Source organism: Pseudomonas sp. W5-36 (assembly GCF_046540455.1).
GTDB classification, from domain to species: Bacteria; Pseudomonadota; Gammaproteobacteria; order Pseudomonadales; family Pseudomonadaceae; genus Aquipseudomonas; species Aquipseudomonas graminis_B.
The window spans coordinates 151171-172898 of sequence record NZ_JAXCIQ010000011.1 but is presented as its reverse complement, the minus strand read 5'-3'; the positions used below and the strand labels follow the sequence as shown (position 1 = coordinate 172898).

The 21728-nt window shown below is 61.9% G+C and carries 19 protein-coding genes and 1 riboswitch; of the genes, 13 read left to right on the top strand and 6 right to left on the bottom strand.

The window, feature by feature from the left end:
- The first annotated feature begins 175 nt into the window (after nt 1-175).
- Together SLW74_RS18465 and SLW74_RS18460 are read left to right on the top strand one after the other, a co-directional pair.
- Nucleotides 176-790 carry a hypothetical protein gene (locus SLW74_RS18465; RefSeq protein WP_410929727.1) on the top strand — a complete coding sequence of 205 codons (615 nt, stop codon included), beginning with the start codon at nt 176-178 and terminating at the stop codon, nt 788-790.
- A 67-nt stretch (nt 791-857) separates the two neighbouring features.
- Nucleotides 858-1670, top strand: a complete 813-nt coding sequence (locus SLW74_RS18460) for a hypothetical protein (protein ID WP_410929722.1) — start codon at nt 858-860, stop codon at nt 1668-1670.
- Nucleotides 1671-1678: 8 nt separating this feature from the next.
- Here the strand turns inward: SLW74_RS18460 and SLW74_RS18455 are convergent, their stop codons facing one another.
- From SLW74_RS18455 to SLW74_RS18440, 4 genes are all read right to left on the bottom strand, one after another.
- Complete coding sequence (locus SLW74_RS18455; protein WP_410929721.1) at nt 1679-2644, bottom strand: metal ABC transporter ATPase; 966 nt, start codon at nt 2642-2644, stop codon at nt 1679-1681.
- A 36-nt stretch (nt 2645-2680) separates the two neighbouring features.
- Entirely contained in the window at nt 2681-3490 is an 810-nt protein-coding gene (locus tag SLW74_RS18450; protein WP_410929720.1) for an aldo/keto reductase, read from the bottom strand.
- A complete protein-coding gene (locus SLW74_RS18445) occupies nt 3487-4662 on the bottom strand; it encodes an NAD(P)/FAD-dependent oxidoreductase (RefSeq protein WP_410929719.1) in 1176 nt (391 codons plus the stop codon). Before SLW74_RS18445 ends, SLW74_RS18450 begins: the two co-directional genes overlap by 4 nt.
- A gap of 63 nt (nt 4663-4725) precedes the next feature.
- Nucleotides 4726-5058 carry a DMT family transporter gene (locus tag SLW74_RS18440; RefSeq protein ID WP_065987835.1) on the bottom strand — a complete coding sequence of 111 codons (333 nt, stop codon included), beginning with the start codon at nt 5056-5058 and terminating at the stop codon, nt 4726-4728.
- A gap of 162 nt (nt 5059-5220) precedes the next feature.
- Between SLW74_RS18440 and waaA the strand changes: the two genes are divergently transcribed.
- Nucleotides 5221-6495, top strand: coding sequence for a lipid IV(A) 3-deoxy-D-manno-octulosonic acid transferase (gene waaA / locus SLW74_RS18435; protein ID WP_410929718.1), 1275 nt, complete (start codon nt 5221-5223; stop codon nt 6493-6495).
- Between the two features lie 374 nt (nt 6496-6869).
- Here the strand turns inward: waaA and SLW74_RS18430 are convergent, their stop codons facing one another.
- On the bottom strand, nt 6870-8309 hold the full coding sequence (locus SLW74_RS18430; protein WP_065987833.1) for a TolC family outer membrane protein: 1440 nt from the start codon (nt 8307-8309) through the stop codon (nt 6870-6872).
- A gap of 182 nt (nt 8310-8491) precedes the next feature.
- Nucleotides 8492-8596, top strand: a riboswitch (TPP riboswitch).
- 171 nt (nt 8597-8767) lie between these two features.
- Here SLW74_RS18430 and thiC point away from each other — a divergent pair.
- Both thiC and cytX read left to right on the top strand, forming a co-directional pair.
- On the top strand, nt 8768-10669 hold the full coding sequence (thiC, locus tag SLW74_RS18425) for a phosphomethylpyrimidine synthase ThiC (RefSeq protein ID WP_410929717.1): 1902 nt from the start codon (nt 8768-8770) through the stop codon (nt 10667-10669).
- 159 nt (nt 10670-10828) lie between these two features.
- Nucleotides 10829-12118, top strand: a complete 1290-nt coding sequence (gene cytX / locus SLW74_RS18420; RefSeq protein ID WP_410929716.1) for a putative hydroxymethylpyrimidine transporter CytX — start codon at nt 10829-10831, stop codon at nt 12116-12118.
- On the opposite strand, the gene SLW74_RS18415 is transcribed toward cytX, so the two are convergent.
- Entirely contained in the window at nt 12087-12833 is a 747-nt protein-coding gene (locus tag SLW74_RS18415; RefSeq protein ID WP_192135369.1) for an RsiV family protein, read from the bottom strand. The two genes, cytX and SLW74_RS18415, sit on opposite strands and share 32 nt — an antisense overlap.
- A gap of 219 nt (nt 12834-13052) precedes the next feature.
- Here SLW74_RS18415 and SLW74_RS18410 point away from each other — a divergent pair, with 219 nt between their 5' ends.
- The 8 genes from SLW74_RS18410 to parC all read left to right on the top strand — a co-directional run bounded on the left by SLW74_RS18410 (nt 13053) and on the right by parC (nt 21586).
- The gene (locus tag SLW74_RS18410; protein ID WP_065987827.1) at nt 13053-13670 is read left to right on the top strand and encodes an NUDIX domain-containing protein; all 618 of its coding nucleotides are present in this window, start codon (nt 13053-13055) and stop codon (nt 13668-13670) included.
- Entirely contained in the window at nt 13661-14113 is a 453-nt protein-coding gene (locus SLW74_RS18405) for a DUF1249 domain-containing protein (protein WP_065987826.1), read from the top strand. The genes SLW74_RS18410 and SLW74_RS18405 overlap by 10 nt, the downstream gene beginning before the upstream one ends.
- Before the next feature lie 121 nt (nt 14114-14234).
- Entirely contained in the window at nt 14235-15044 is an 810-nt protein-coding gene (cpdA, locus tag SLW74_RS18400; protein WP_410929715.1) for a 3',5'-cyclic-AMP phosphodiesterase, read from the top strand.
- 143 nt (nt 15045-15187) lie between these two features.
- Nucleotides 15188-15805 carry a YqiA/YcfP family alpha/beta fold hydrolase gene (locus SLW74_RS18395; protein WP_410929714.1) on the top strand — a complete coding sequence of 206 codons (618 nt, stop codon included), beginning with the start codon at nt 15188-15190 and terminating at the stop codon, nt 15803-15805.
- Between the two features lie 103 nt (nt 15806-15908).
- On the top strand, nt 15909-17813 hold the full coding sequence (gene parE / locus SLW74_RS18390) for a DNA topoisomerase IV subunit B (RefSeq protein WP_065987823.1): 1905 nt from the start codon (nt 15909-15911) through the stop codon (nt 17811-17813).
- Nucleotides 17813-18790 carry an esterase-like activity of phytase family protein gene (locus SLW74_RS18385; protein ID WP_065987822.1) on the top strand — a complete coding sequence of 326 codons (978 nt, stop codon included), beginning with the start codon at nt 17813-17815 and terminating at the stop codon, nt 18788-18790. Before parE ends, SLW74_RS18385 begins: the two co-directional genes overlap by 1 nt.
- A 35-nt stretch (nt 18791-18825) precedes the next feature.
- Complete coding sequence (locus SLW74_RS18380; protein ID WP_296310613.1) at nt 18826-19308, top strand: TIGR02281 family clan AA aspartic protease; 483 nt, start codon at nt 18826-18828, stop codon at nt 19306-19308.
- 10 nt (nt 19309-19318) lie between these two features.
- On the top strand, nt 19319-21586 hold the full coding sequence (gene parC / locus SLW74_RS18375) for a DNA topoisomerase IV subunit A (RefSeq protein ID WP_410929713.1): 2268 nt from the start codon (nt 19319-19321) through the stop codon (nt 21584-21586).
- The last annotated feature ends 142 nt before the right edge of the window (nt 21587-21728 follow it).

The window sequence follows — 21728 nt, the reverse complement described above, 5'->3', positions numbered from 1 at the left end:
AAAACAGCGGCAAGCTGGGACTCAAGGTATGAGGAGAAGGCGACACCGCAAGGCGTGCGCCGGCGCTGACACGCCGCGCCCCCCCGCCCCCCCCCCCCCCCCCCCCCCCCCCCCCCCCCCCCCCCGCGCGCCCCCGCCCCCCGACCCCCCCCCCCCCCCCCCACTTCCCGCTGCACTGCGCCAGTGCCTGGCAAACGCTGCACGGGTCATCCTCATCGCCAACAACCCTGCCATCACCCAGGCGGACTTCGATGCCTTGGGCGTGGGCGCCGACGATGTGGTGGTCAGCTTCAATCTGTGCGTCAAGGCCGCTCTGCTGAAGCCAGAAAGCGTCAACCTGTTTGTGCACGGCTTCAATGCGCCGGACTGTTATTTCTTCGGACTCCCCGCAACCGCTGAAGTACAAAAACTCGCCGCCCAACCGGGGTCACGCTGCTTCACACTGTTGGTGGGATGCGCCGTGCAGCTGTGCCCGCTGCCTGACGTTGCGCTCTATTGGGACCGCATTCCGTTGCCGGCACTGGCTGAGCACTATCCGGTTGATCGCCCCAACGGCAAGCGCTTCGTCGGGCCCTCCACAGGATTCAACGTGCTGGTGCTGCTCGACTGGCTACGCCCCCATGCCGGTTATCGCTACAGACTTTTGACCCTGGGTTTTTCCAATGAAGCCGGCAAGCTCTGGGGCGGCCACGCCTGGGACTATGAGCGCCACTGGCTGCTGGGCGCCGACGTCGAGGTGATCGCCCTCAAGCCCCGAAGCTGGTGGCGCAAGCTGCTATTTAGTAAATGAACGACCCCGTCCGCCGCTTGCGCGCGCGTGTCCAGGCGCATCGCCATTGATCCCGGAGAGTTTGTCAGTGCTGAACATTGCGGTCGCGTTTTTTGGTATCCCGCGCAACTCGGAAATCTGTTTTCCGTCCATCGAGGAAAATGTCCTTGGGCAGTTGCCGAAGGGCAGCAACGTCAAATGCTTTTACCACCTCTACAAGATCGACGAAGTGCACAACCAGCGCTCGGCGGAGAAGGGCGAGCTGAAGGCGCAGAACTACGACGTTTTCCAGTCGATGACGGGGGTTCTCGAATCCACCGACGGCGTGCTCGATCGCTGGGATTTCGAACGGGTCAAGGGGATGGGAGACACCTGGGGCGACGAGTACGTTTCCCTGCGCAACCTGATCTATCAGCTCAACTCCCTGCACACGGTCACGGGCATGATGGAGTCGTTCGATCCGGACTTCGTGGTGTTTGTGCGTCCGGACAACTTCTTCCATTCGCCGCTGCCGGGTTATGTCTTTCATTCGCCGCAGGCCCGGCGGCTGAACGCCTATATCCCGGACTGGCAGTGGTGGGGCGGGCTGAATGATCGTTTCGCCATTTGCGGCCGCGATGTTTACCGGGCCTACGGCAAGCGGATCGAACGCATCTTTGAATTCTGCGAAGCGACAGGCCGCAAACTGCACTCGGAGCGCTTGCTCAAGTACGCGCTGCTCAAGGCGGATGCCCGGGTGTGCACACTGCCAACGACCGCCTCGCGTGTGCGCATCACCGGCGCCTTCGCCGATGAGTCGTTCTCACCGAAGCGCGGGATGGGCAAACGCGAAAACCGCTATTTCCACTTCTTCGCCCGACTGCGCACCTGGCGTGACAAACACCTTGCCGAGAAGAGCTGAGCGGCGGCTTACTTGTGCAGGCCGCTGCGAACCAGCCTGACCAGGCGCCGCGCCTTGATGCGCAGCTTGGTCAGCCCTGACTTGGGCTTCTTCTTCGGCGTCATGCCCTGCTGCACCAGCCAGTCCTTCCAGCGAATCCGCTCCTCGCGCACCACCCAGCCTTCTTGCGGAGCGAAGCTCTCGGCCAGATAAAGACCCCGCGTACCGGCAGGCGAAAGCTTGTCGTTTTTCAGGGTGTAAAGCTTGGGCAGGGGCGAGCCGTTTTCCAGGGGCATCAGGTAGAGATCCGGCTTGCTGCGATTGAGGCGCGCCACCAGCTCGTTGTTTTCCAGGCTTTCATCGACGTGGAAAAGGCTCAGCGGTCGAGCCTCTTTCGGCACTTCCAGGCGCATGTCGTAAATCAGCTGCAACGAGGCGGTCGGTAAATGCACATAAGCGCGGGGCCGCTCGATCAGGGTCAGGCTGCCGCAACGTACAGGGCGTGCCGCCCCGGAAAGCGGTGTGAGGCGAAAGGGCATCGCTTCGCGGTAATGCAGCGCTGCCGCATAGGGCGCAGGCAGCCAGGTTTCATTGAAGCGTCCGCCGAGCCAGCCTTGGGGCGTCTCGATCAGGCATTCCTCAGCGACTTCCTGCACCGCGGTGTGCAACGGCAGGTTGAGCTCGTGGGCGGGAACGTAGCCCGAGATCAGCTTGAGCACCACATCGCCACGGTCCTGACGGCGCTGGCGAACCAGCACCCAGTAATCGCGGTTCTGCCAGCGCAGGGTCAGGCGCACCGAGACGCCGAGATTGGCCAGCTCGGTGGAAAACCGTTCGCTGTCCTCTACGTCGATCTTGCGACGCCGCGCCAGGGTCTGGGTGAAATTCAGCGGCATCCCGACGCTCTGGTAGGTCAGGCCTTCCGGGGTGGCTTCGACGAATATCGGCAGGGTCTTGAAGTTACTGGGGTTCTTTCGGATCAGGGTTCGCGGCATATCGGCTCCTTCTTGCGTTGGGGTCGGCCGTGCGTCTCAGGGCTGACGACGGATCACGGCAGCGGCGGTTGCCACGTTATGGGCCAGATGCAGCGGGTTGATGGTGCCGACGATAGCACCGGTGACGCCGGGATGTTCAAACAGCAACTCGAAACTGGCACGCACAGGATCGACACCGGGGCTCAGGCAAACGTGCCCGCTGGCCAGTGCTTTTTTGACCAGCACCCCTTTGCCGTGTGCAGCAGCGTAGTCGAGGACCGGCTGTTCGCCCTGTTCGTTGAGGTTGTACGTGACCATCGCGCAGTCGCCGCCCTGCAAGGCCAGCAACCCGCCTTCGACGGTCTTGCCGGAGAAGCCGAACCCGCGAATCTTGCCTTCGCGCTTGAGCTCGGCCAGGGTCTGATACACGGCGCATTCGTTGAGCACGTGCAGGTCGTTGCCGTCGGAATGCACCAGCACCAAGTCGATGAAATCCGTTTCCAGGCGCTGCAGGCTGCGTTCCACCGACAGCCGCGTATGTTCGGCGCTGAAATCGTGCCGAGACTGGCCGGCTTCAAATTCCTCACCCACCTTGCTGACGATTACCCAGTCCTGGCGTTGCCCGCGCAGCAGCGGGCCGAGGCGCTCTTCGCTGCGACCGTAGGCCGGGGCGGTGTCGATCAGGTTGATGCCCAGATCCCGCGCCAGCTTAAGCAGCATCTGCGCTTCGCCGTCGTCGGGAATCTTGAAGCCATTGGGGTATTTGACGCCCTGATCGCGGCCCAGCTTCACCGTGCCCAGCCCCAGGGGGGAAACGTTGATGCCGAGGGTGCCGAGCGGTCGATGCAGATCGTGCAGGGTCTTCATGGCAGCAGTTGATCCCAGACAGGCATGGCGAGGGGCGGCTTGGGGAAGTCGGTGTGCGGCGGTTGTGGGGTGGGGTGAATGTCATCCCGGGACAACGAGGCCAGTACGCGATCGGCGAAGTCGGGAGCCAGCGCCAGCTTGGTCGGCCAGCCAACCAGCAAGCGGCCTTGCACGTCGAGAAAGGCGTTGTCGGGGCGAACCAGACCGCTTTGCTGCGGCTCGGCGCGGTCCACGCGCAGGGTGGCGAAACGCGCCTGACTGAGGTCGACCCACGGCAGCAGATTCCCGAGTTCTTTTTTTGCGGCGGCGATCTGCTCGGCGGGGTTGCGGGCAACGCCTTCGGCCTCGGCAATGTTGCCGCCCAGGTACCAGACCCACTGACCGTCGGCCGCCGGATGCGTCGTCACCGTGATCCTTGGTTTCGGCCCGCCACCCAGGCAATGGGCGTACAGCGGTTTAAGCGTCGGGCCTTTGACCAGCACCATGTGCAGCGGCCGGCGTTGCATGGCCGGCTGGCTCACGTTCAGCGCCTTGAGCAGATCAGCCATGCCTTCACCGGCGCTGAGCACCACCCGCTGGGCGTGGATGTCGCGGCCGTCGACGCGCAGTCCGACCAGTTCGCCATCAACCCGCAGCGGCTCGATGTCCTGACCCGCCAGCAGGCTGTCGCCCGCCAGCTCCGTCAGTTTTTTCACCAGGCTGGGGATGTCGATGACCAGCTCGGCCAGGCGGTACACCTTGCCTTTGAAGCGCGGATCCTGAAGCGCAGGCGGCAGGTCGCTGCCCTTGACCTGATCGACGCGCCCGCGCACGGCCTTGCTGGCGAAGAAACTGGTGAGATTGCCGGCGATGGTGCCGGGCGACCACAGGTAGTGGGCTTCCGACAGCAGGCGCACGCCCGACAGGTTCAGCTCGCCTTTGCCTTCCAGCGCTTCGCGCCAGCGGCGGGGCATGTCGGCGATCGCTTCGGAAGCGCCGGACAGCGCGCCGTGCAGGGCGTATTTGGCGCCGCCGTGAATGATCCCCTGGGATTTGAGTGTCTGGCCGCCACCCAGGCTGGCCTTTTCCACCACCACCGTCGAAAAGCCCTGATGCCGCAGTCGCGCGTTGAGCCAGAGACCGGCAACGCCCGCGCCGACAATCAGGACGTCAGTGGAAATAGCAGATGACATGGGCACCTCAAATGGCGAAACGAATGCCGGCATTATAGGGGAAGGCTGTTTTCAGTAACCCCCTTAATGACCGGCCGTCTTCGAGAACAGCTGGATGACCACAACGCCTGCGACGATCAGACCCATGCCGGCAATGGCAGGCAGATCCAGTTTCTGCCCATAAATAAACAACGCGGCGATGCTGACCATGACGATGCCCATGCCCGCCCACACGGCGTATGCCACGCCAACCGGGATGGTGCGCACCACCAGCGTGAGCATCCAGAACGCAATGCCGTAACCGACGATCACCAGCAGCAGCGGGATCGGCGTGCTCAGGCCTTTGACGGCTTTCATGGACACGGTGCCGATGACCTCGGCACAGATGGCGATGGCCAGCAGGTAGTACGCAGGCATGGTGTTACTCCTTTTCGATGGCCGTCATTAAAGCGGCTTACCCGGCACCGAACAACCTGGCGTTTTGGGGAGGCGCGGTGGTCTCAGGTGGACTGTGCCGGGCAAGATATGTGCGAAGCTCGATGGAAATCTGACAGCAATTGGCTGATAAACTCCGCGCCCATGAATAGAACCCTCTACAGCATCCTGTTTCACCTCGGCCTCCCATTGATCGCCCTGCGCCTGTGGCTGCGTTCGCGCAAGGCTCCGGCCTACGCGCAACGGGTCGGTGAGCGCTTCGCCCTGGGGCTGCCTGCCATGCAGCGTGGCGGGATATGGGTGCATGCGGTGTCGGTGGGCGAGAGCATTGCCGCCGCGCCAATGATTCGCGCGTTGCTGGCTCGCTATCCGCAATTGCCCATCACCATCACCTGCATGACGCCGACCGGCTCGGAGCGCATTCAGTCGCTGTTTGCCCACGAGCCGCGCGTCCAGCATTGCTATCTACCCTATGACTTTCCGTGGGCCGCCGGGCGCTTTCTCGATCACATCCAGCCGAAGATCGGCGTGATCATGGAAACCGAGCTGTGGCCCAATCACATTCATCAGTGTGCGAAGCGCGGCATTCCGACGGTGCTGGCGAATGCGCGGTTGTCAGAGCGTTCCGCCTGTGGCTACGGACGCTTCGCCGGGCTGACTCGGCCGATGCTCGCCGAGATGAGCCTGTTTGCCGTACAGACCGAAACCGAGGCCCAGCGTTTTCGTGACCTGGGCGCTCGGCCCGAATGCGTCACGGTGACAGGCTCGATCAAGTTTGACCTGACCATCGATCCGCAATTGCTTGAGCGTGCCGTTCAGCAGCGTGAGCAATGGCAGACCCTGCAGCGTCCGGTCTGGATTGCCGCCAGTACCCATGCGGGCGAAGACGAGGTGGTGTTGGCGGCCCATCGCACGTTGATGGAAACCCATGCCGATGCGCTGTTGATCCTTGTGCCCCGTCACCCCGAGCGGTTCAACAGCGTGTTTGAGCTGAGCCAGCAGCAGGGGTTTGCCAGCGTTCGTCGGTCTACGGCCGAGGCGGTGACGCCGGAAACGTCGGTTCTGGTGGGCGACACCATGGGCGAGTTGCTGTTTCTGTACGCGCTGGCCGACATCGCCTTCGTCGGCGGCAGCCTCGTGCCCAACGGCGGCCATAACCTGCTGGAACCTGCGGCGCTGGATAAACCCGTTCTAAGCGGCCCGCACCTGTTCAACTTCCTCGAAATCGCCGCCATGCTGCGCAGTGCCGGCGCGTTGGAAGAGGTCAGTGACTCGCCCGCACTGGCCGTAGCGGTGAGGGGCTTGATCGACCAGCCCGAGAAAGCAAAGGCAATGGCCGATGCCGGATTGGCCGTGATGAAGGCCAATCAAGGTGCGTTGCAGAGGTTGCTGGATGGGATTGGGCGGTTGTTGAACTGATTGCGCCTGAAATGCCGCCTTCGTGAGCAAGGTGGAGCGCCACCCCGGTCACTCCCACAGGTGCGCTAGTTACCGCACGGCATCGGAGTGTCAGGGCGCCACCAATCCGACTAGTAAAGCTGGCCAACTCCGCAGCTCTGCCTGCTGACTGAGTACCTGTGGGACCGACCGGGGTGGCGCTCCACCTTGCTCGGGAAGAGGCAGGTACATCCGCCAAATCTTCAGCGGCTGGAATATCGTCTTCGTGAGCAAGCTCACTCCCACAAGTACGTCATTCACCACGCTACTGCGCGGTTTCAGGGCACAGGTCACTGACTACGAATCAAGCGCAGTGATTCCCGTTTCAATGCATTACATCCTTTCAGTGAAGCCGCTCACCGCTCCGTCGGCCGTTCGAAGTTCTTCGCCGCTTCTTTCGCCAGATCAGGCGGCAGGAAGTCTTTGTCAGGGTTGTAATCGGCCTTCAGGAAGCGCGACAGATCCTGCAGATCCCCCGGGCTCAGCGTGCCGGCTGCCTGCTTCAGACGCAGGTTGTCGAGGATGTAGTCGTAGCGGGTGTTGTTGTAATCGCGCACCGATGCATACAACTGGCGCTGTGCATCCAGCACGTCGACGATGTTGCGCGTACCCACCTGATAGCCGATTTCCGTGGCCTCCAGGGCGCTCTGGTTGGAGATGATCGACTGTTTGCGCGCCTGGACCTGCTCGACATCGGTGTTCACCGCGCGGTGCAGGTTTCGGGTGTTTTCCACCACCTGGCGGCGCAGACCTTCGCGCTGTTGTTCGCTCTGGCCGAGGCGGGCATAGGCCTCGCGGACTTGAGAACTGGTCAGCCCGCCGCTGTAGATGGGGATATTCACCTGCAGGCCGATGGTGCGTTGCTCGACGCTGCCGTGGAAACTCTGACCGGTGTAATTGGGGTTGGTGAAGCCCAGCGGGTCGTTGTCGCCCTTCTCGTACTGCGCTACCGCATCGACGGTAGGCGCGTGGCCTGCCTTGCGTTGACGCAGGGTTTCTTCAGCGGCGCTGACGGCGTAGTTGCTGGCCAGCAGATTCAGGTTCTGCTGCGTCGCGGTGTCGACCCAGGCTTTCGCGTCGTTGGGCGTAGGTGCGAGCACAGGCAGGGTGTGCACGATGCCTTCGATGGAGTTGTAATCGCGGTTGGTCAGGGTGATCAGCGCCTGAAACGCGTCATCGACCTGGCGTTTGGCGACGATCCGCGCAGCGCGTGCGGTGTCGTAGCTGGCTTGCGCCTGAAGCACGTCGGTCTTGTCCGACAGACCGACGTCGAAGCGTTCATTGGCCTGATCGAGCTGGCGCTTGAGCGCCGCTTCCTCCGCCTTGGTCGAGGCGAGATTGTCCTGTGCGCGAAGCACCGCAAAGTAGTCCTCGGCGCTTTGCAGAATCAGGTTTTGCTCGGTGGCCGAGAGCTGCAGGATGGCCTGCTCGTTGACGTCCTTCGCAGCCTTGAGCTGGAACCAGCGGTCGGCACGGAAGATCGGCTGACTCAGGGTCGCGCGATAGACCGTTCCGCTGCGGCTGATGACGGCGGAGGGTTGGTCAATCGATGTGCGGGTGTCATTGATGTCAGCACCACCGGAGATGTTCGGCAGCAGGCCGGCGCGAGCCTGAGGCACGATTTCCTTCTGCGCGTCATAGCTGGCGCGGGCCGCCGCGAGATCAGCGTTGTTGTTCACCGCTTCCTGATACACGCTGACCAACCCGGTCCTGGTTGGCAGCGGCACGTCTGCTGCCCCGGCCATCGCACTCGAAGCACACGACACGGCAATGGCCAGTGAAAATTTGCGCAGCATAGACATTCCCTAGTAATTCAAGCGGTATGAAGACATTGACGTTGCGTCCGATCCAGATGGCTTTGGCGCCGCGTAGCGAGTGTAGTTCCAGAGGGTAGGGACAACAATCGGGCAAATCAGCCATTTAACGCGCGTTTGAATTCCGCGCTTGGCGTTTGGCCTGCGCCGCGACTAGACTGACGCCGTTCTTGTCGGGGTGCCTTGATATGAGGCTGAGATCGGATAATCCGGATCCCGTTGAACCTGATCAGGTTAGCGCCTGCGTAGGGAACAAGATTTCTCGTCTCCCGGCGAGTCCTCTTGAGCGTCGTCCGGGGTCGTCTTTGTTCAATTTCTGAACAGTCCGCGCCTCTTCGATTCTCAGCATCCATGTCGTCTCAGGGTGCATCCGTCCGTGTTCATCAGGCTCAAGCTCCGACAATTCATTCCGCCGCTGGATGATGTCTGGAGAGCCCGTGATGAGTACAACACTAAAAAACGCCAATCTGAGTGAATCCGCCCAAGTCGATTCGGGGTCGGTTCAACCGTTTACCCGCTCGCAGAAAATCTACGTCCAGGGCTCGCGTCCGGACATCCGTGTGCCCATGCGCGAGATCAGCCTGGACGTTACGCCCACCGGCTTCTCCGGAACAGACAGCGGCGGCGAGATCAACGCGCCGGTCTGTGTGTACGACACTTCCGGCCCCTACACCGACCCCAACGTCATCATCGACGTGCGCAAAGGCCTGGCCGACGTGCGTTCGGCATGGATCGAGTCCCGCGCCGACACCGAACGCCTGCCGGGACTGACCTCCAACTTCGGCCAGCAGCGTCTGGCCGATGCCGAGCTGACCAGGCTGCGTTTCGCCCACGTGCGCAATCCGCGTCGGGCAAAGTCGGGAGCTAACGTCAGCCAGATGCACTACGCGCGTCAGGGCATCATCACCGCCGAGATGGAATACGTCGCCATCCGCGAAAACATGAAGCTGCAGGAAGCCCGCGCCGCCGGCCTGCTCACCCAGCAGCACCCAGGCCAGAGCTTCGGTGCGAGCATTCCGAAAGAGATCACCCCCGAGTTCGTGCGCGAGGAAATCGCCCGCGGTCGCGCGATCATTCCGGCCAACATCAACCACGTTGAGCTGGAACCGATGATCATCGGGCGCAACTTTCTGGTGAAGATCAACGGCAACATCGGCAACAGCGCGCTGGGCTCGTCCATCGAAGAGGAAGTGGCGAAACTGACTTGGGGGATTCGGTGGGGGTCGGACACGGTCATGGACCTGTCCACCGGCAAGCATATTCATGAGACCCGCGAGTGGATCATTCGCAATTCGCCCGTGCCCATCGGCACCGTGCCGATTTATCAGGCGCTGGAAAAAGTCGGTGGCGCCGCCGAAGACCTGACCTGGGAGCTGTTCCGTGACACGCTGATCGAGCAGGCGGAGCAGGGCGTGGACTATTTCACTATTCACGCCGGTGTACTGCTGCGCTACGTGCCGCTGACCGCCAAGCGCGTGACCGGGATCGTCAGCCGTGGCGGCTCGATCATGGCCAAATGGTGCCTGGCCCATCACAAGGAAAACTTCCTTTACACCCACTTCGACGACATCTGCGAAATCATGAAGGCCTACGACGTCAGCTTCTCCCTGGGTGACGGCCTGCGCCCGGGGTCGATTGCCGACGCCAACGACGAGGCGCAGTTCGGTGAGCTGGAGACACTCGGCGAACTGACCAAGATCGCCTGGAAACACAACGTGCAATGCATGATCGAAGGCCCTGGCCACGTGCCGATGCAGTTGATCAAGGAGAACATGGACAAGCAGCTGGAGTGCTGCGACGAGGCGCCGTTCTACACCCTCGGCCCACTGACCACCGACATTGCACCGGGTTACGACCACATCACGTCGGGCATCGGCGCGGCCATGATCGGCTGGTTCGGCTGCGCGATGCTGTGCTACGTCACGCCCAAGGAACACTTGGGGTTGCCGAACAAGGACGACGTGAAGACCGGGATCATTACCTACAAGATCGCTGCCCATGCCGCGGATCTTGCGAAGGGGCATCCCGGTGCGCAGATTCGTGACAACGCCCTGAGCAAGGCGCGTTTTGAATTCCGCTGGGAAGACCAGTTCAACCTCGGGCTGGACCCGGATACCGCGCGCGCCTATCACGACGAGACGCTGCCGAAAGACTCGGCGAAGGTCGCGCATTTCTGCTCCATGTGCGGGCCGAAATTCTGCTCGATGAAGATCACCCAGGAAGTGCGTGAGTACGCCGCCAACCAGAAGATCAGCGCGGTGGACGTGTCGGTGGACGAAGGCATGCGCGAGCAGGCGGCGCGGTTCAGGCAGGAAGGCAGTCAGCTTTATAAAAAGGTTTGATCTGCATGCGCTTAGTCAGCGCCGCGTGATCGTTCCCACGCTCCGCGTGGTAATGCCGCCTCTGACGCTCTGCGTCATTCAGGACGCAGAGCGTCCCGGTAGGCGTGCCCACGCAGAGCGTGGGAACGATCAACTATTAGTTTCTTCGGGACAACAAACGTGAACACACCCGGCACCTATTCCCCCGACGCCCCCGTACCCGCCGCCAAGCGGGTTTTTGGCGGGCGCGATCTATTCTCTCTGTGGTTTTCCCTCGGCATCGGCCTCATGGTCCTGCAAACCGGCGCATTGCTGGCGCCGGGGCTGGGCATGTCCGGCTCGATGCTGGCGATTCTCCTCGGCACGCTGGTCGGCGTCTTGCTGCTCGCTGCTGTTGGCGTCGTTGGCAGTGACACCGGGCTGTCGTCGATGGCGGCGCTCAAGCTCAGCCTGGGCAGCAAGGGAGCAGGCGTTCCGGCGATTCTCAATCTGCTGCAACTGGTAGGCTGGGGCTCGTTTGAAATCATCGTCATGCGCGACGCCGCCAGCCTGCTGGGCGCGGGGGCTTTCTCCGAAGGGAGCCTTTGGGCGAGTCCGATGCCCTGGACCTTCGTGTTCGGCGCCCTCGCGACCTTGCTCGCCGTGAGCGGTCCGTTGGCCTTCGTCCGGCAGATCCTGCGCAAATGGGGCATCTGGCTGCTCTTGGCGGCGTGCGCCTGGCTGACCTTCAACTTGTTCAGCAAGGCTGATTTGACGGCGCTGTGGTCACGCGCGGGCGACAATTCGATGCCATTTGCCGTCGGCTTCGACATTGCCATCGCCATGCCGCTGTCGTGGCTGCCGCTGATTGCGGACTACTCACGGTTCGGCAAGCGCGCCACCGGTGTGTTCGGTGGCACATCGCTGGGCTTCTTCATCGGCAATTTCTGGCTGATGTCCCTTGGCGTGGCGTACACCCTGGCCTTCGCGCCAAGTGGTGAAGCCAACGCGCTGCTGCTGGCGCTGGCGGGCGCGGGGATGGGCATTCCGTTGCTGCTTATCCTGCTGGACGAATCGGAAAACGCATTCGCCGACATTCACAGTGCAGCCGTGTCGAGCGGCCTTCTGCTCAAGGCCAAAGTCGAACACCTGTCGCTGGCGATCGGCATCATCTGCACACTGATCGCCTGCTTTGCGCCACTCGCCCAATACCAGAACTTCCTGCTGATGATCGCTTCGGTGTTCGCGCCACTGTTCGGCGTGGTACTGGTGGATCACTTCATCCTGCGCCGCCGCTCTCACGGAGTTGCGACAGCGGGCTTGCGCTGGATGACGCTACTGGCGTGGATCGGCGGGATCTGCACCTACCATCTGCTGGCGAATCTGTATCCGGACATCGGCGCGACGCTGCCCGCGCTCGTTGTCGCCGGCATGCTGCAGCTGGTACTTAGTAAAGCGATCAGCTCCGGCCAGGAAACAGCTCAGGCTTGATGATGCCGTTCAACTGCGGATACGGAATCTTCAGCTCGATGTGGCCCATGGCATAGGGGGCGATGGTTGTCACCGGGTACTTGAGGATCACCGCACCGTACGTCAGAGCAATGTTGGAAGTTTGCTTGAATGCCCACATGTTCTGGAACTCGGTGTCCTTGTCCAGCTTGCTGCTGATCAGCCAGGCCTGATGAGCGAGGCGGGCCTTGTCCCAGAAGGCAGCTTCCTGACCCGGCACCAGCATGTCCGCGAGTGTCAGCACGCGGTGCTGCTGGCGAGAATAGTTGATGAACGCGCGGCCCGGATTACCCTGGCCGCTGCCGGAATCGACGTAGCTGGACAGCTCCACGACCACGATTCCGTCATGCTGCTCACGTACCTTGGCTTGCAGGTAGCTGCTGTTGCGCGCCGGCGCGCGGCTCAGGTATTGCTCCTGATACGCCTTCAGCGTCGGCGGCACCGGACCATCGCTGTCGCTGCGGGTCAGTTGCAGCAGCGTGCGCTGGACGATCTCGTCAAGTTTCGGCTCATCGGGGAAATGCACGGTGTCGATGTTCACCAGCGGGCAATCATCGGTGGTGCAGCCGGGCTTCATCAGCTCGGAGGCGTCGCGCTGAACGGTCAGCGGACTGCGCAGATTGGGTTGGAACAGGCTTTGGCAGGCGCCCAAAATCAGGGCCACGCAGGCCAGTGAAATGATCTTCAGAAAAGACATGTTGATCCTTGGCATCGGCATAAGGGGGCGTCACGTGGTAGGTAACGGCAAGGTCCTTCGACTGTGGGTGGCGCAATCAGTTCGCCATCGGGCGGATTAGAGTGCTTTCCCCGGCAGTCGTCTACCCCGGTGACCGGTTTTGCGAATTCAAAGGGCTGCATCCCGCACCACAGCGCGTTAGGATGGGCCCGGACACAGTGCTCAAGCAGTGAGAAATGTATGACGGATAGCAACAGATCGACACCGACAAAGCACGAAATTACACACCGTGAGACCTGCTTCAAAGGGTTTTACCAGCTCGACCGTCTTCAATTGCGCCACGAGTTGTTCGCGGGCGGCATGGGCCCGGAAATCAAACGTGAGCTGTTCGTTCGCCACGATGCAGTGTGCGTGCTGCCCTACGACGCCAAACGCGATGAAGTCGTGCTCATCGAGCAGTTCCGCGTCGGCGTCATTGGCAAGCATGAGAACCCCTGGCTGATCGAAATGGTCGCCGGCCTGATCGATAAAAAAGAGGAGCCCGAAGAGGTTGCTCACCGCGAGGCACAAGAGGAAGCTGGGCTGACGTTCAACGCCCTTTGGCCGATCACCAAATACTTTCCATCGCCGGGCGGCAGCAACGAGTTCGTGCATCTGTACCTGGGCAAATGCGACAGCGAGGGGGCAGGTGGGCTGCACGGGCTGGTAGAAGAGGCCGAAGACATCCGGGTTTCGGTCTGGTCATTCGACGACGCGATGCAAGCCGTCAGGGACGGGCGCATCGTCAACGCCGCAACTATTATTGCAATGCAATGGCTGGCGCTTAACCGCGCCGAAGTAAGGGGGCTATGGTCGTGAATCTTCTGCGCGAGCGCTATCGTGTTGACCTCGCCGGGCTGCAAGCCGCCTGCGAGGCGAACTACGCGCGCTTGATGCGTTTGCTGCCCGATATGCGCAATCAACAGCGCTCACGCCGGGTCGCCGTGACCCAGGGCGATCAAATGCTGGGCGTGCTGGCGGTCGAGGTCATCCTCGATTGCCCGTACACCACCACGCTCCAAGTCCGTCAGGAACACAGCCTGCCGTGGTTGCCGGTGCCCGTCCTCGAAGTGCAGGTCTACCACGACGCGCGCATGGCCGAAGTCATCGGCGCCGAGCACGCGCGTCGTTTCCAGGGTATCTATCCCTATCCCAATGCCGACATGCACCAGCCTGACGAAAAGGCCCAGCTCAACGTGTTTCTGGGTGAATGGCTGAGCCATTGCCTGGCGTGCGGGCATGAGTTTGAGGCGGTACGCTGAGACGGCGCGACTTATCGGCTGGACCTTCTGCACGCAGATGAGAACCAGGCCCTCTTTCCAGGTTTGCCGCCGCACCGATCTCACACCATAATCCGGCCACATCCGCTTAAGGAGATGGCCATTGTCGAGCCCATCCTCTCATTCCTCATCCGTGCTGGTCGTCCAATTGACCGACAGCCATCTGTTCGCCGAAGCGGACGGCACGCTGCTGGGCATGCCCACGCGCGCCAGTCTCGATGCGGTGGTCGAGCGTGTCCTCATCGAGCAGCCGGCGATTGATCTGGTGCTGGCGACGGGGGACTTGTCTCAGGACGGCACGGTTGAGTCGTATCAGGCATTCCGCGAGGCAAGTGAGCGCCTGAATGCGCCCGCGCGCTGGATTCCGGGGAATCACGACGAGCTGAGGGAGATGGCGATTGCCGCGCAGAACAGCGACTTTCTCGAACCGGTCGTCGACGTCGGCAACTGGCGGGTCACGATGCTGGATTCTGCTGTTTCCGGGTCCGTCCCCGGTTATCTGCAAGACGGCCAGCTTCAGTTGCTCGCCCAGGCCTTGAGCGAGGCGCCGGAGCGGCATCATCTGGTGTGTCTGCATCATCATCCGCTGCCCATCGGGGCGGCATGGATGGAACCCATCGGTTTGCGCAATCCCGAGGCGCTTTTTTCGGTCCTGGATCGATTTCCTCAGGTGCGTGCGGTGCTGTGGGGTCATGTGCATCAGGAATTCGATCAGCTTCGTGACGGCGTGCGGCTAATGGCTTCGCCATCGACCTGCATTCAATTCGCGCCGAACAGCGTGGATTTCGGTCTTGATGACCTTGCGCCCGGCTATCGCTGGCTGCGCCTGCACGAGGATGGGCGGGTCGAAACCGGTGTTTCGCGTATCGAGCCCGACCTGTTCGACGTCGACATCAACGGCGCGGGCTACTGAAAGACATTTCCTCAATTTGCCGCGATTCGTCAACAGGTGAGTCATCGCGCAGTTGACCCTGTAAACTGCGTGGCTTTGCCTTGATGGGCGGCGACAGGCCAGCCCGTCCGGGATGTATCGATTGCCGTTTGGGAGGCAACTGCGTGAACCAGGATCAATCGACGCTTCTTTATATTCACGGCCTGAACAGCTCGGCCAGGTCGCAGAAAGCCACACAGCTGACGACGCTGATGGCGCGTCTGGGTTTGAGCGATTACGTGCGCGTGCCCGAACTGCATCATCATCCGCGTCAGGCGCTGACCCAGTTGGAGGCCGCAATCAAGGAGCTCGGTCGGCCGCTGCTGGTCGGCAGCTCGCTCGGCGGCTACTATGCGACTCACTTGGCTGAGCGCCACGGCCTCAAGGCTGTGCTGATCAACCCGGCGGTCAATCCGCATCAGCTCTTCGATGGTTTTCTCGGCACCCAACAAAACCTTTATACCGGCGAGAGCTGGGAGCTGACGCACGACCACGTGAAGGCGCTGGCCGAGCTGGAAGTGCCTGCTCCGCAGGACCCGCAGCGTATTCAGGTGTGGCTGCAGACGGGCGACGAGACGCTGGATTACCGCCGCGCCCAAAGTTTCTATCGGGCTTGTGCATTGCGCATCGAAGCGGGTGGCGACCATGGGTTTCAGGGTTTCGCTGCAAAGATGCCAGCGCTGTTGAGCTTCGCCGGGTTCGCTCCAGCGCTGCTGCAGGGCGTCGATCTGAGCGGGCTCTGACCTGAGCCGTCGCTGCGACACACGTGTAGAACAGTCTTGTAAAAACATTCTTGTAAAACAGTAGCACTCCGAAATTTCATGAACGACTTGATGACGAGACCCCATGGCCAATCCCAGCGCTAGCTCTTATAACGCAGACGCCATCGAAGTCCTCTCGGGCCTCGACCCGGTCCGCAAACGGCCGGGCATGTACACCGACACCTCACGCCCCAACCACCTGGCGCAGGAAGTCATCGACAACAGCGTCGACGAAGCGCTGGCAGGTCACGCCCGGTCCGTGCAGGTCATTCTGCACGCCGACAATTCGCTGGAAGTCTCCGACGATGGTCGCGGCATGCCCGTGGACATCCACCCCGAAGAAGGCGTGTCGGGCGTCGAGCTAATCCTCACCAAGCTCCACGCCGGCGGCAAGTTCTCCAACAAGAACTACCAGTTCTCCGGCGGCCTGCACGGCGTCGGGATTTCCGTGGTCAACGCGCTCTCGACCGAGGTACGGGTACGGGTCAAGCGCGATGGCAACGAATATGAAATGACCTTTGCCGATGGCTACAAAGCCAGCGAACTGGCGGTGATTGGCACCGTTGGCAAGCGAAACACCGGCACCAGCGTGTATTTCGCGCCGGACCCCAAATACTTCGACACCCCGAAATTTTCTGTCAGCCGCCTCAAGCACGTGCTCAAGGCCAAGGCCGTTCTGTGCCCGGGCCTGCTGGTCAGCTTCGAGGACAAAGGCACCGGCGAGAAGGTCGAGTGGCATTACGAGGATGGGCTGCGCTCGTATCTGCAGGATTCGGTGTCCGACTTTCTGCGCCTGCCCGACGAGCCGTTCTGCGGCGTATTCGCAGGCAATAAAGAGGCTGTCGACTGGGCGCTGCTGTGGTTGCCCGAGGGCGGCGACAGCGTTCAGGAGAGTTACGTCAACCTGATTCCGACGGCTCAGGGCGGCACCCACGTTAACGGCCTGCGGCAGGGCCTGCTGGACGCGATGCGTGACTTCTGCGAGTTCCGTAATCTGCTGCCCCGCGGCGTGAAGCTGGCACCCGAAGACGTCTGGGAGCGCATCGCTTTCGTGCTGTCGATGAAGATGCAAGAGCCGCAATTCTCCGGCCAGACCAAAGAGCGGCTGTCGTCCCGTGAGGCGGCGGCGTTTGTTGCCGGTGTGGTCAAGGATGCTTTCAGCCTGTGGCTCAATGCGCACCCGGAAATGGGAATGCAGCTGGCCGAACTGGCGATCAACAATGCCGGTCGTCGTCTCAAAGCGAGCAAGAAGGTCGAGCGCAAACGCATCACCTCAGGCCCTGCACTGCCGGGCAAACTGGCCGATTGCGCGGGGCAGGATCCGATGCGCTCCGAGCTGTTTCTGGTCGAGGGTGACTCCGCCGGCGGCTCCGCCAAACAGGCCCGGGACAAGGAATTTCAGGCCATCCTGCCGTTGCGCGGGAAGATCCTGAACACTTGGGAAGTCGACGGCGGCGAAGTGCTCGCCAGCCAGGAAGTGCACAACATTGCCGTGGCGATCGGGGTTGATCCGGGCGCTGCGGACATGAGCCAGCTGCGCTACGGCAAAATCTGCATCCTCGCCGACGCCGACTCCGACGGTTTGCACATCGCCACGCTGCTGTGCGCCTTGTTCGTCCAGCATTTCCGCCCGCTGGTGGATGCAGGTCACGTCTACGTCGCCATGCCGCCGCTGTACCGTATCGACTTGGGTAAAGACATTTATTACGCCCTGGACGAAGCCGAGCGCGACGGCATTCTCGACCGGCTCGTGGCTGAGAAGAAACGCGGCAAGCCGCAGGTCACCCGATTCAAAGGCCTGGGTGAAATGAACCCGCCGCAGCTGCGCGAAACCACCATGGACCCGAATACCCGCCGACTGGTGCAGCTGACCCTGGATGACTTTGAGGCGACGTCGGAAATGATGGACATGCTGCTGGCCAAGAAACGCGCAGGCGACCGCAAGAGCTGGCTCGAATCCAAAGGCAATCTGGCCGAGGTGCTGGTCTGATGCGGGGCTGGTTTGCAGCGCTGTTATTGATCGCCACGCCCGTTTTCGCCGCGCCATTGCCCGAGCTCAAGCTGCTGTCAGAGCATCCGGTGGACGACATGATCGGCGGCAACCTGTCCGGGCTCGCGTCCTGCAACGGCGTGCTGTGGACCGTTTCGGACCGCGACGACACCCTGCTTTACAGCCTTGACACCTCGGCAACGGTCTGGAAAGCCAAGGCCCAGACGCTGGAAATCCCACCGATTCCGGACAGCGGGCTGTCTGCGACCCTGCGTGGCATGGCCAAGGCTTCGGCGCTGATCCGTGGCGGCGACCTGGATTTTGAAGGCGTGAGTTGCGACGCAGCGGGCAACCGTTACCTCGTCAGTGAAGCCTACGCCGCCGTGCTGAAAGTGCCGGTTGACGGTGCGCCGGTCTGGCTGGAGCTGCCCAGGAAGGTCGTCGAAGAAGCGCAGTCGGCCGGGATGCTGCAGCATTTCAACGCCATATTCGAAGGGATCGCGGTCAATCCGGCAGGCGATCAACTATGGCTCGCCGCCGAGCGTGACAAGCGCGGCCTGTTGACCGCAAAGCTCGGCAAGGACGGCTGGGCCTGTGACGCCAGCTGCATTCTGCGAGTCGAGTCCGGCAACGATATTTTGCCGCCCGAGCTGGGTGGCAAGGCCGTCTCCAAGGACTTTTCCGACATCTCGCTGTACAAGGGCAAGCTGTTCACCCTGGAGCGCGCGGCTTACCGAATCTGCCGTCGGACCTTGACGACAGGTCAGTTGGAAACGTGCTGGTCGTTCGCCAAAGAGGCGCTCCAGCCCAACCGGCTGTATGACCAGAAATACGGCCTGACCGAAGCGCTGATCGTCGACGAAAAAGGCGCTTGGGTCGGCACCGACAACAACTTCGGTGTCCGCGCCGATGGCGAAAAACGTCCCGTCGTCTGGCGCTTTGCCGCGCCCGAGGGTGGCTGGAGCGGCAAGCCTTGACCCAGTCACCCCCCGGCAAACGCGCCGGGCGGCTGATGCTGATCATCGCCTGGGCGGCGGCGCTGTTTCTGGCGACGCGGTTTTTTGGCGAGTGGGAGCAGCGTCAGGAAAATCCGAATACCATCGTCGCCTCCGAGCATGGAGACGGCTATGTCGAGGTGAAGCTGGTGGGTAATCGTGACGGCCATTTTGTCATGACCGGGCAGATCAATACCCGTCCGGTGCAGTTCATGCTCGACACCGGCGCAACCAACGTCGCCGTGCCGGAGAACGTCGCGCAGGCGCTGCGCCTCGAGCGGGGCGAGCGCGTACAGGTGAGTACGGCCAACGGACGCACCGACGCGTTCCGGACCACGCTGCAACGGTTACAGATTGGCGACATCGTCCTGAACAACGTGCGCGCCCTGGTGGTGCCCGGTCTGGACGGTGAACAGGTGCTGCTGGGCATGAGCGCCGTGAAACAACTCGAATTCACACAGCGCGGCGGCACATTGCTGCTGCGCCAGACGACAAAATGATGAGGCCCGCATGAGCGACTCCCTTGACCTCAGCCTGGATGGCGTAGAACGCCGATCGCTGGCTGACTTCACCGAACAGGCCTATCTCAACTATTCCATGTACGTGATCATGGACCGGGCGCTGCCGCACATCGGCGACGGCCTGAAGCCTGTGCAGCGACGCATCGTCTACGCGATGAGCGAGCTGGGCCTGGACGCTGACGCCAAGCACAAAAAATCGGCGCGTACCGTCGGTGACGTGCTCGGCAAGTTTCACCCCCACGGCGACTCGGCCTGCTACGAAGCCATGGTGCTGATGGCACAACCCTTCAGCTATCGCTACACACTCGTCGACGGCCAGGGTAACTGGGGTGCGCCGGACGATCCCAAGTCGTTCGCCGCCATGCGCTACACCGAAGCGCGTCTGTCCCGTTACTCCGAAGTGCTGCTCAGTGAATTGGGTCAGGGCACGGCGGATTGGGGACCGAATTTCGACGGCACCCTCGACGAGCCGCTGGTGTTGCCGGCGCGTTTGCCGAACATTCTGCTCAACGGCACCACCGGCATCGCTGTCGGCATGGCCACCGACGTACCGCCGCACAACCTGCGGGAGGTCGCGACAGCCTGCGTGCGGTTGCTCGATGAGCCGAAAGCCACGGTCGAGCAGCTGTGTGAGCACATTCAGGGCCCGGACTACCCGACCGAAGCGGAAATCATCACGCCCCGCGCCGACCTGCTGAAAATGTACGAAACCGGCAAGGGCTCGGTGCGTATGCGCGCCGTGTACCACATCGAAGACGGCGACATCATCGTTACCGCGCTGCCGCATCAGGTGTCCGGTGCCAAGGTGCTGGAGCAGATCGCGGCGATGATGCAGGCCAAACCGTCCAAAGCGCCGCAGATCGCTGACCTGCGTGACGAATCCGACCACGAAAACCCGTGCCGGATCGTGATCATCCCGGGCGCCCGTAAGAACTTCGACCACGATGCGCTGATGCAGCACCTGTTCGCGACCACCGAGCTGGAGTCGAGCTACAGGGTCAACATCAACATCATTGGCCTGGACGGCAAGCCGCAGCTGAAAAACCTGCGCGCATTGCTGGTCGAGTGGTTGGAGTTCCGGGTACAGACCGTGCGTCGTCGCCTGCAATTCCGCCTCGACAAGGTTGAGCGTCGCTTGCACCTGTTGGATGGTTTGTTGATCGCTTATCTCAATCTGGATGAAGTGATTCACATCATCCGCACCGAGGAGCACCCGAAAGCCGCGCTGATCGCGCGTTTCGCCCTGAGCGAAATCCAGGCCGATTACATTCTCGACACCCGTTTGCGTCAGTTGGCGCGACTGGAAGAAATGAAGTTGCGTGCCGAGCAGGATGAATTGCTCAAGGAACAAGCCAAGCTGCAAGCCCTGTTGGGCAGCGAGGCCAAGCTGAAGAAACTGGTACGCACCGAGCTGATCAAGGATGCCGAAACCTATGGCGACGACCGTCGTTCGCCTATCGTCGAGCGCACCGAAGCCAAAGCCCTGACCGAACACGATCTGCTGCCGAACGAGAAAGTGACGGTCGTGCTGTCGGAAAAAGGCTGGGTTCGTTCCGCCAAAGGTCATGAAATCGATGCCACCGGGCTCTCTTATAAGGCCGGGGATGGCTTCAAGGCCCTGGCGCCGGGTCGTTCCAACCAGTTTGCGGTGTTTATCGACTCCACTGGTCGCAGTTATTCGGTGCCGTCGCACACCTTGCCATCGGCCCGTGGGCAAGGCGAACCGCTGACCGGGCGTCTGACGCCGCCGCCCGGTGCGACATTCGAATGCGTGCTGTTACCCGAGGATGACGCGCTGTACGTGGTTGCGTCCGATGCCGGCTACGGTTTCGTGGTCAAGGGTGAAGACCTGCAGGCCAAGAACAAAGCAGGCAAGGCGCTGTTGAGCTTGCCGGCCGGGGCCAAGGTGATCCTGCCGCGTCCGGTGCCGGATCGTGAGCACAACTGGCTCGCCGCCGTGACCACCGAAGGTCGCTTGCTGGTGTTCAAAATCAGCGATCTGCCGCAATTGGGCAAGGGCAAAGGCAACAAGATCATTGGCATTCCGGGCGAGCGCGTTGCCAGTCGGGAAGAGTTTGTGACCGACCTGGCCGTCGTCCCGGACGGCGCCACGCTGGTGCTGCAGGCGGGCAAGCGCAATCTGTCGCTCAAGCCCGACGATCTGGAGCACTACAAAGGCGAACGCGGACGACGGGGCAACAAGCTGCCGCGGGGATTCCAGCGCGTCGATGCGCTATTGGTAGAAACCGCTGGCTAAGGCGGTTGGTTCGGCGGTCGCTCTTCGTTTCGTCACGAGAGCGACGCAGAATCGCTGGAGTCAACGCGCATATTCACGGATGATATGACGTCCTCCGGCGCCGCTATGGCGGAATGCCTTCATGTTTTCAAAGTATTCAACA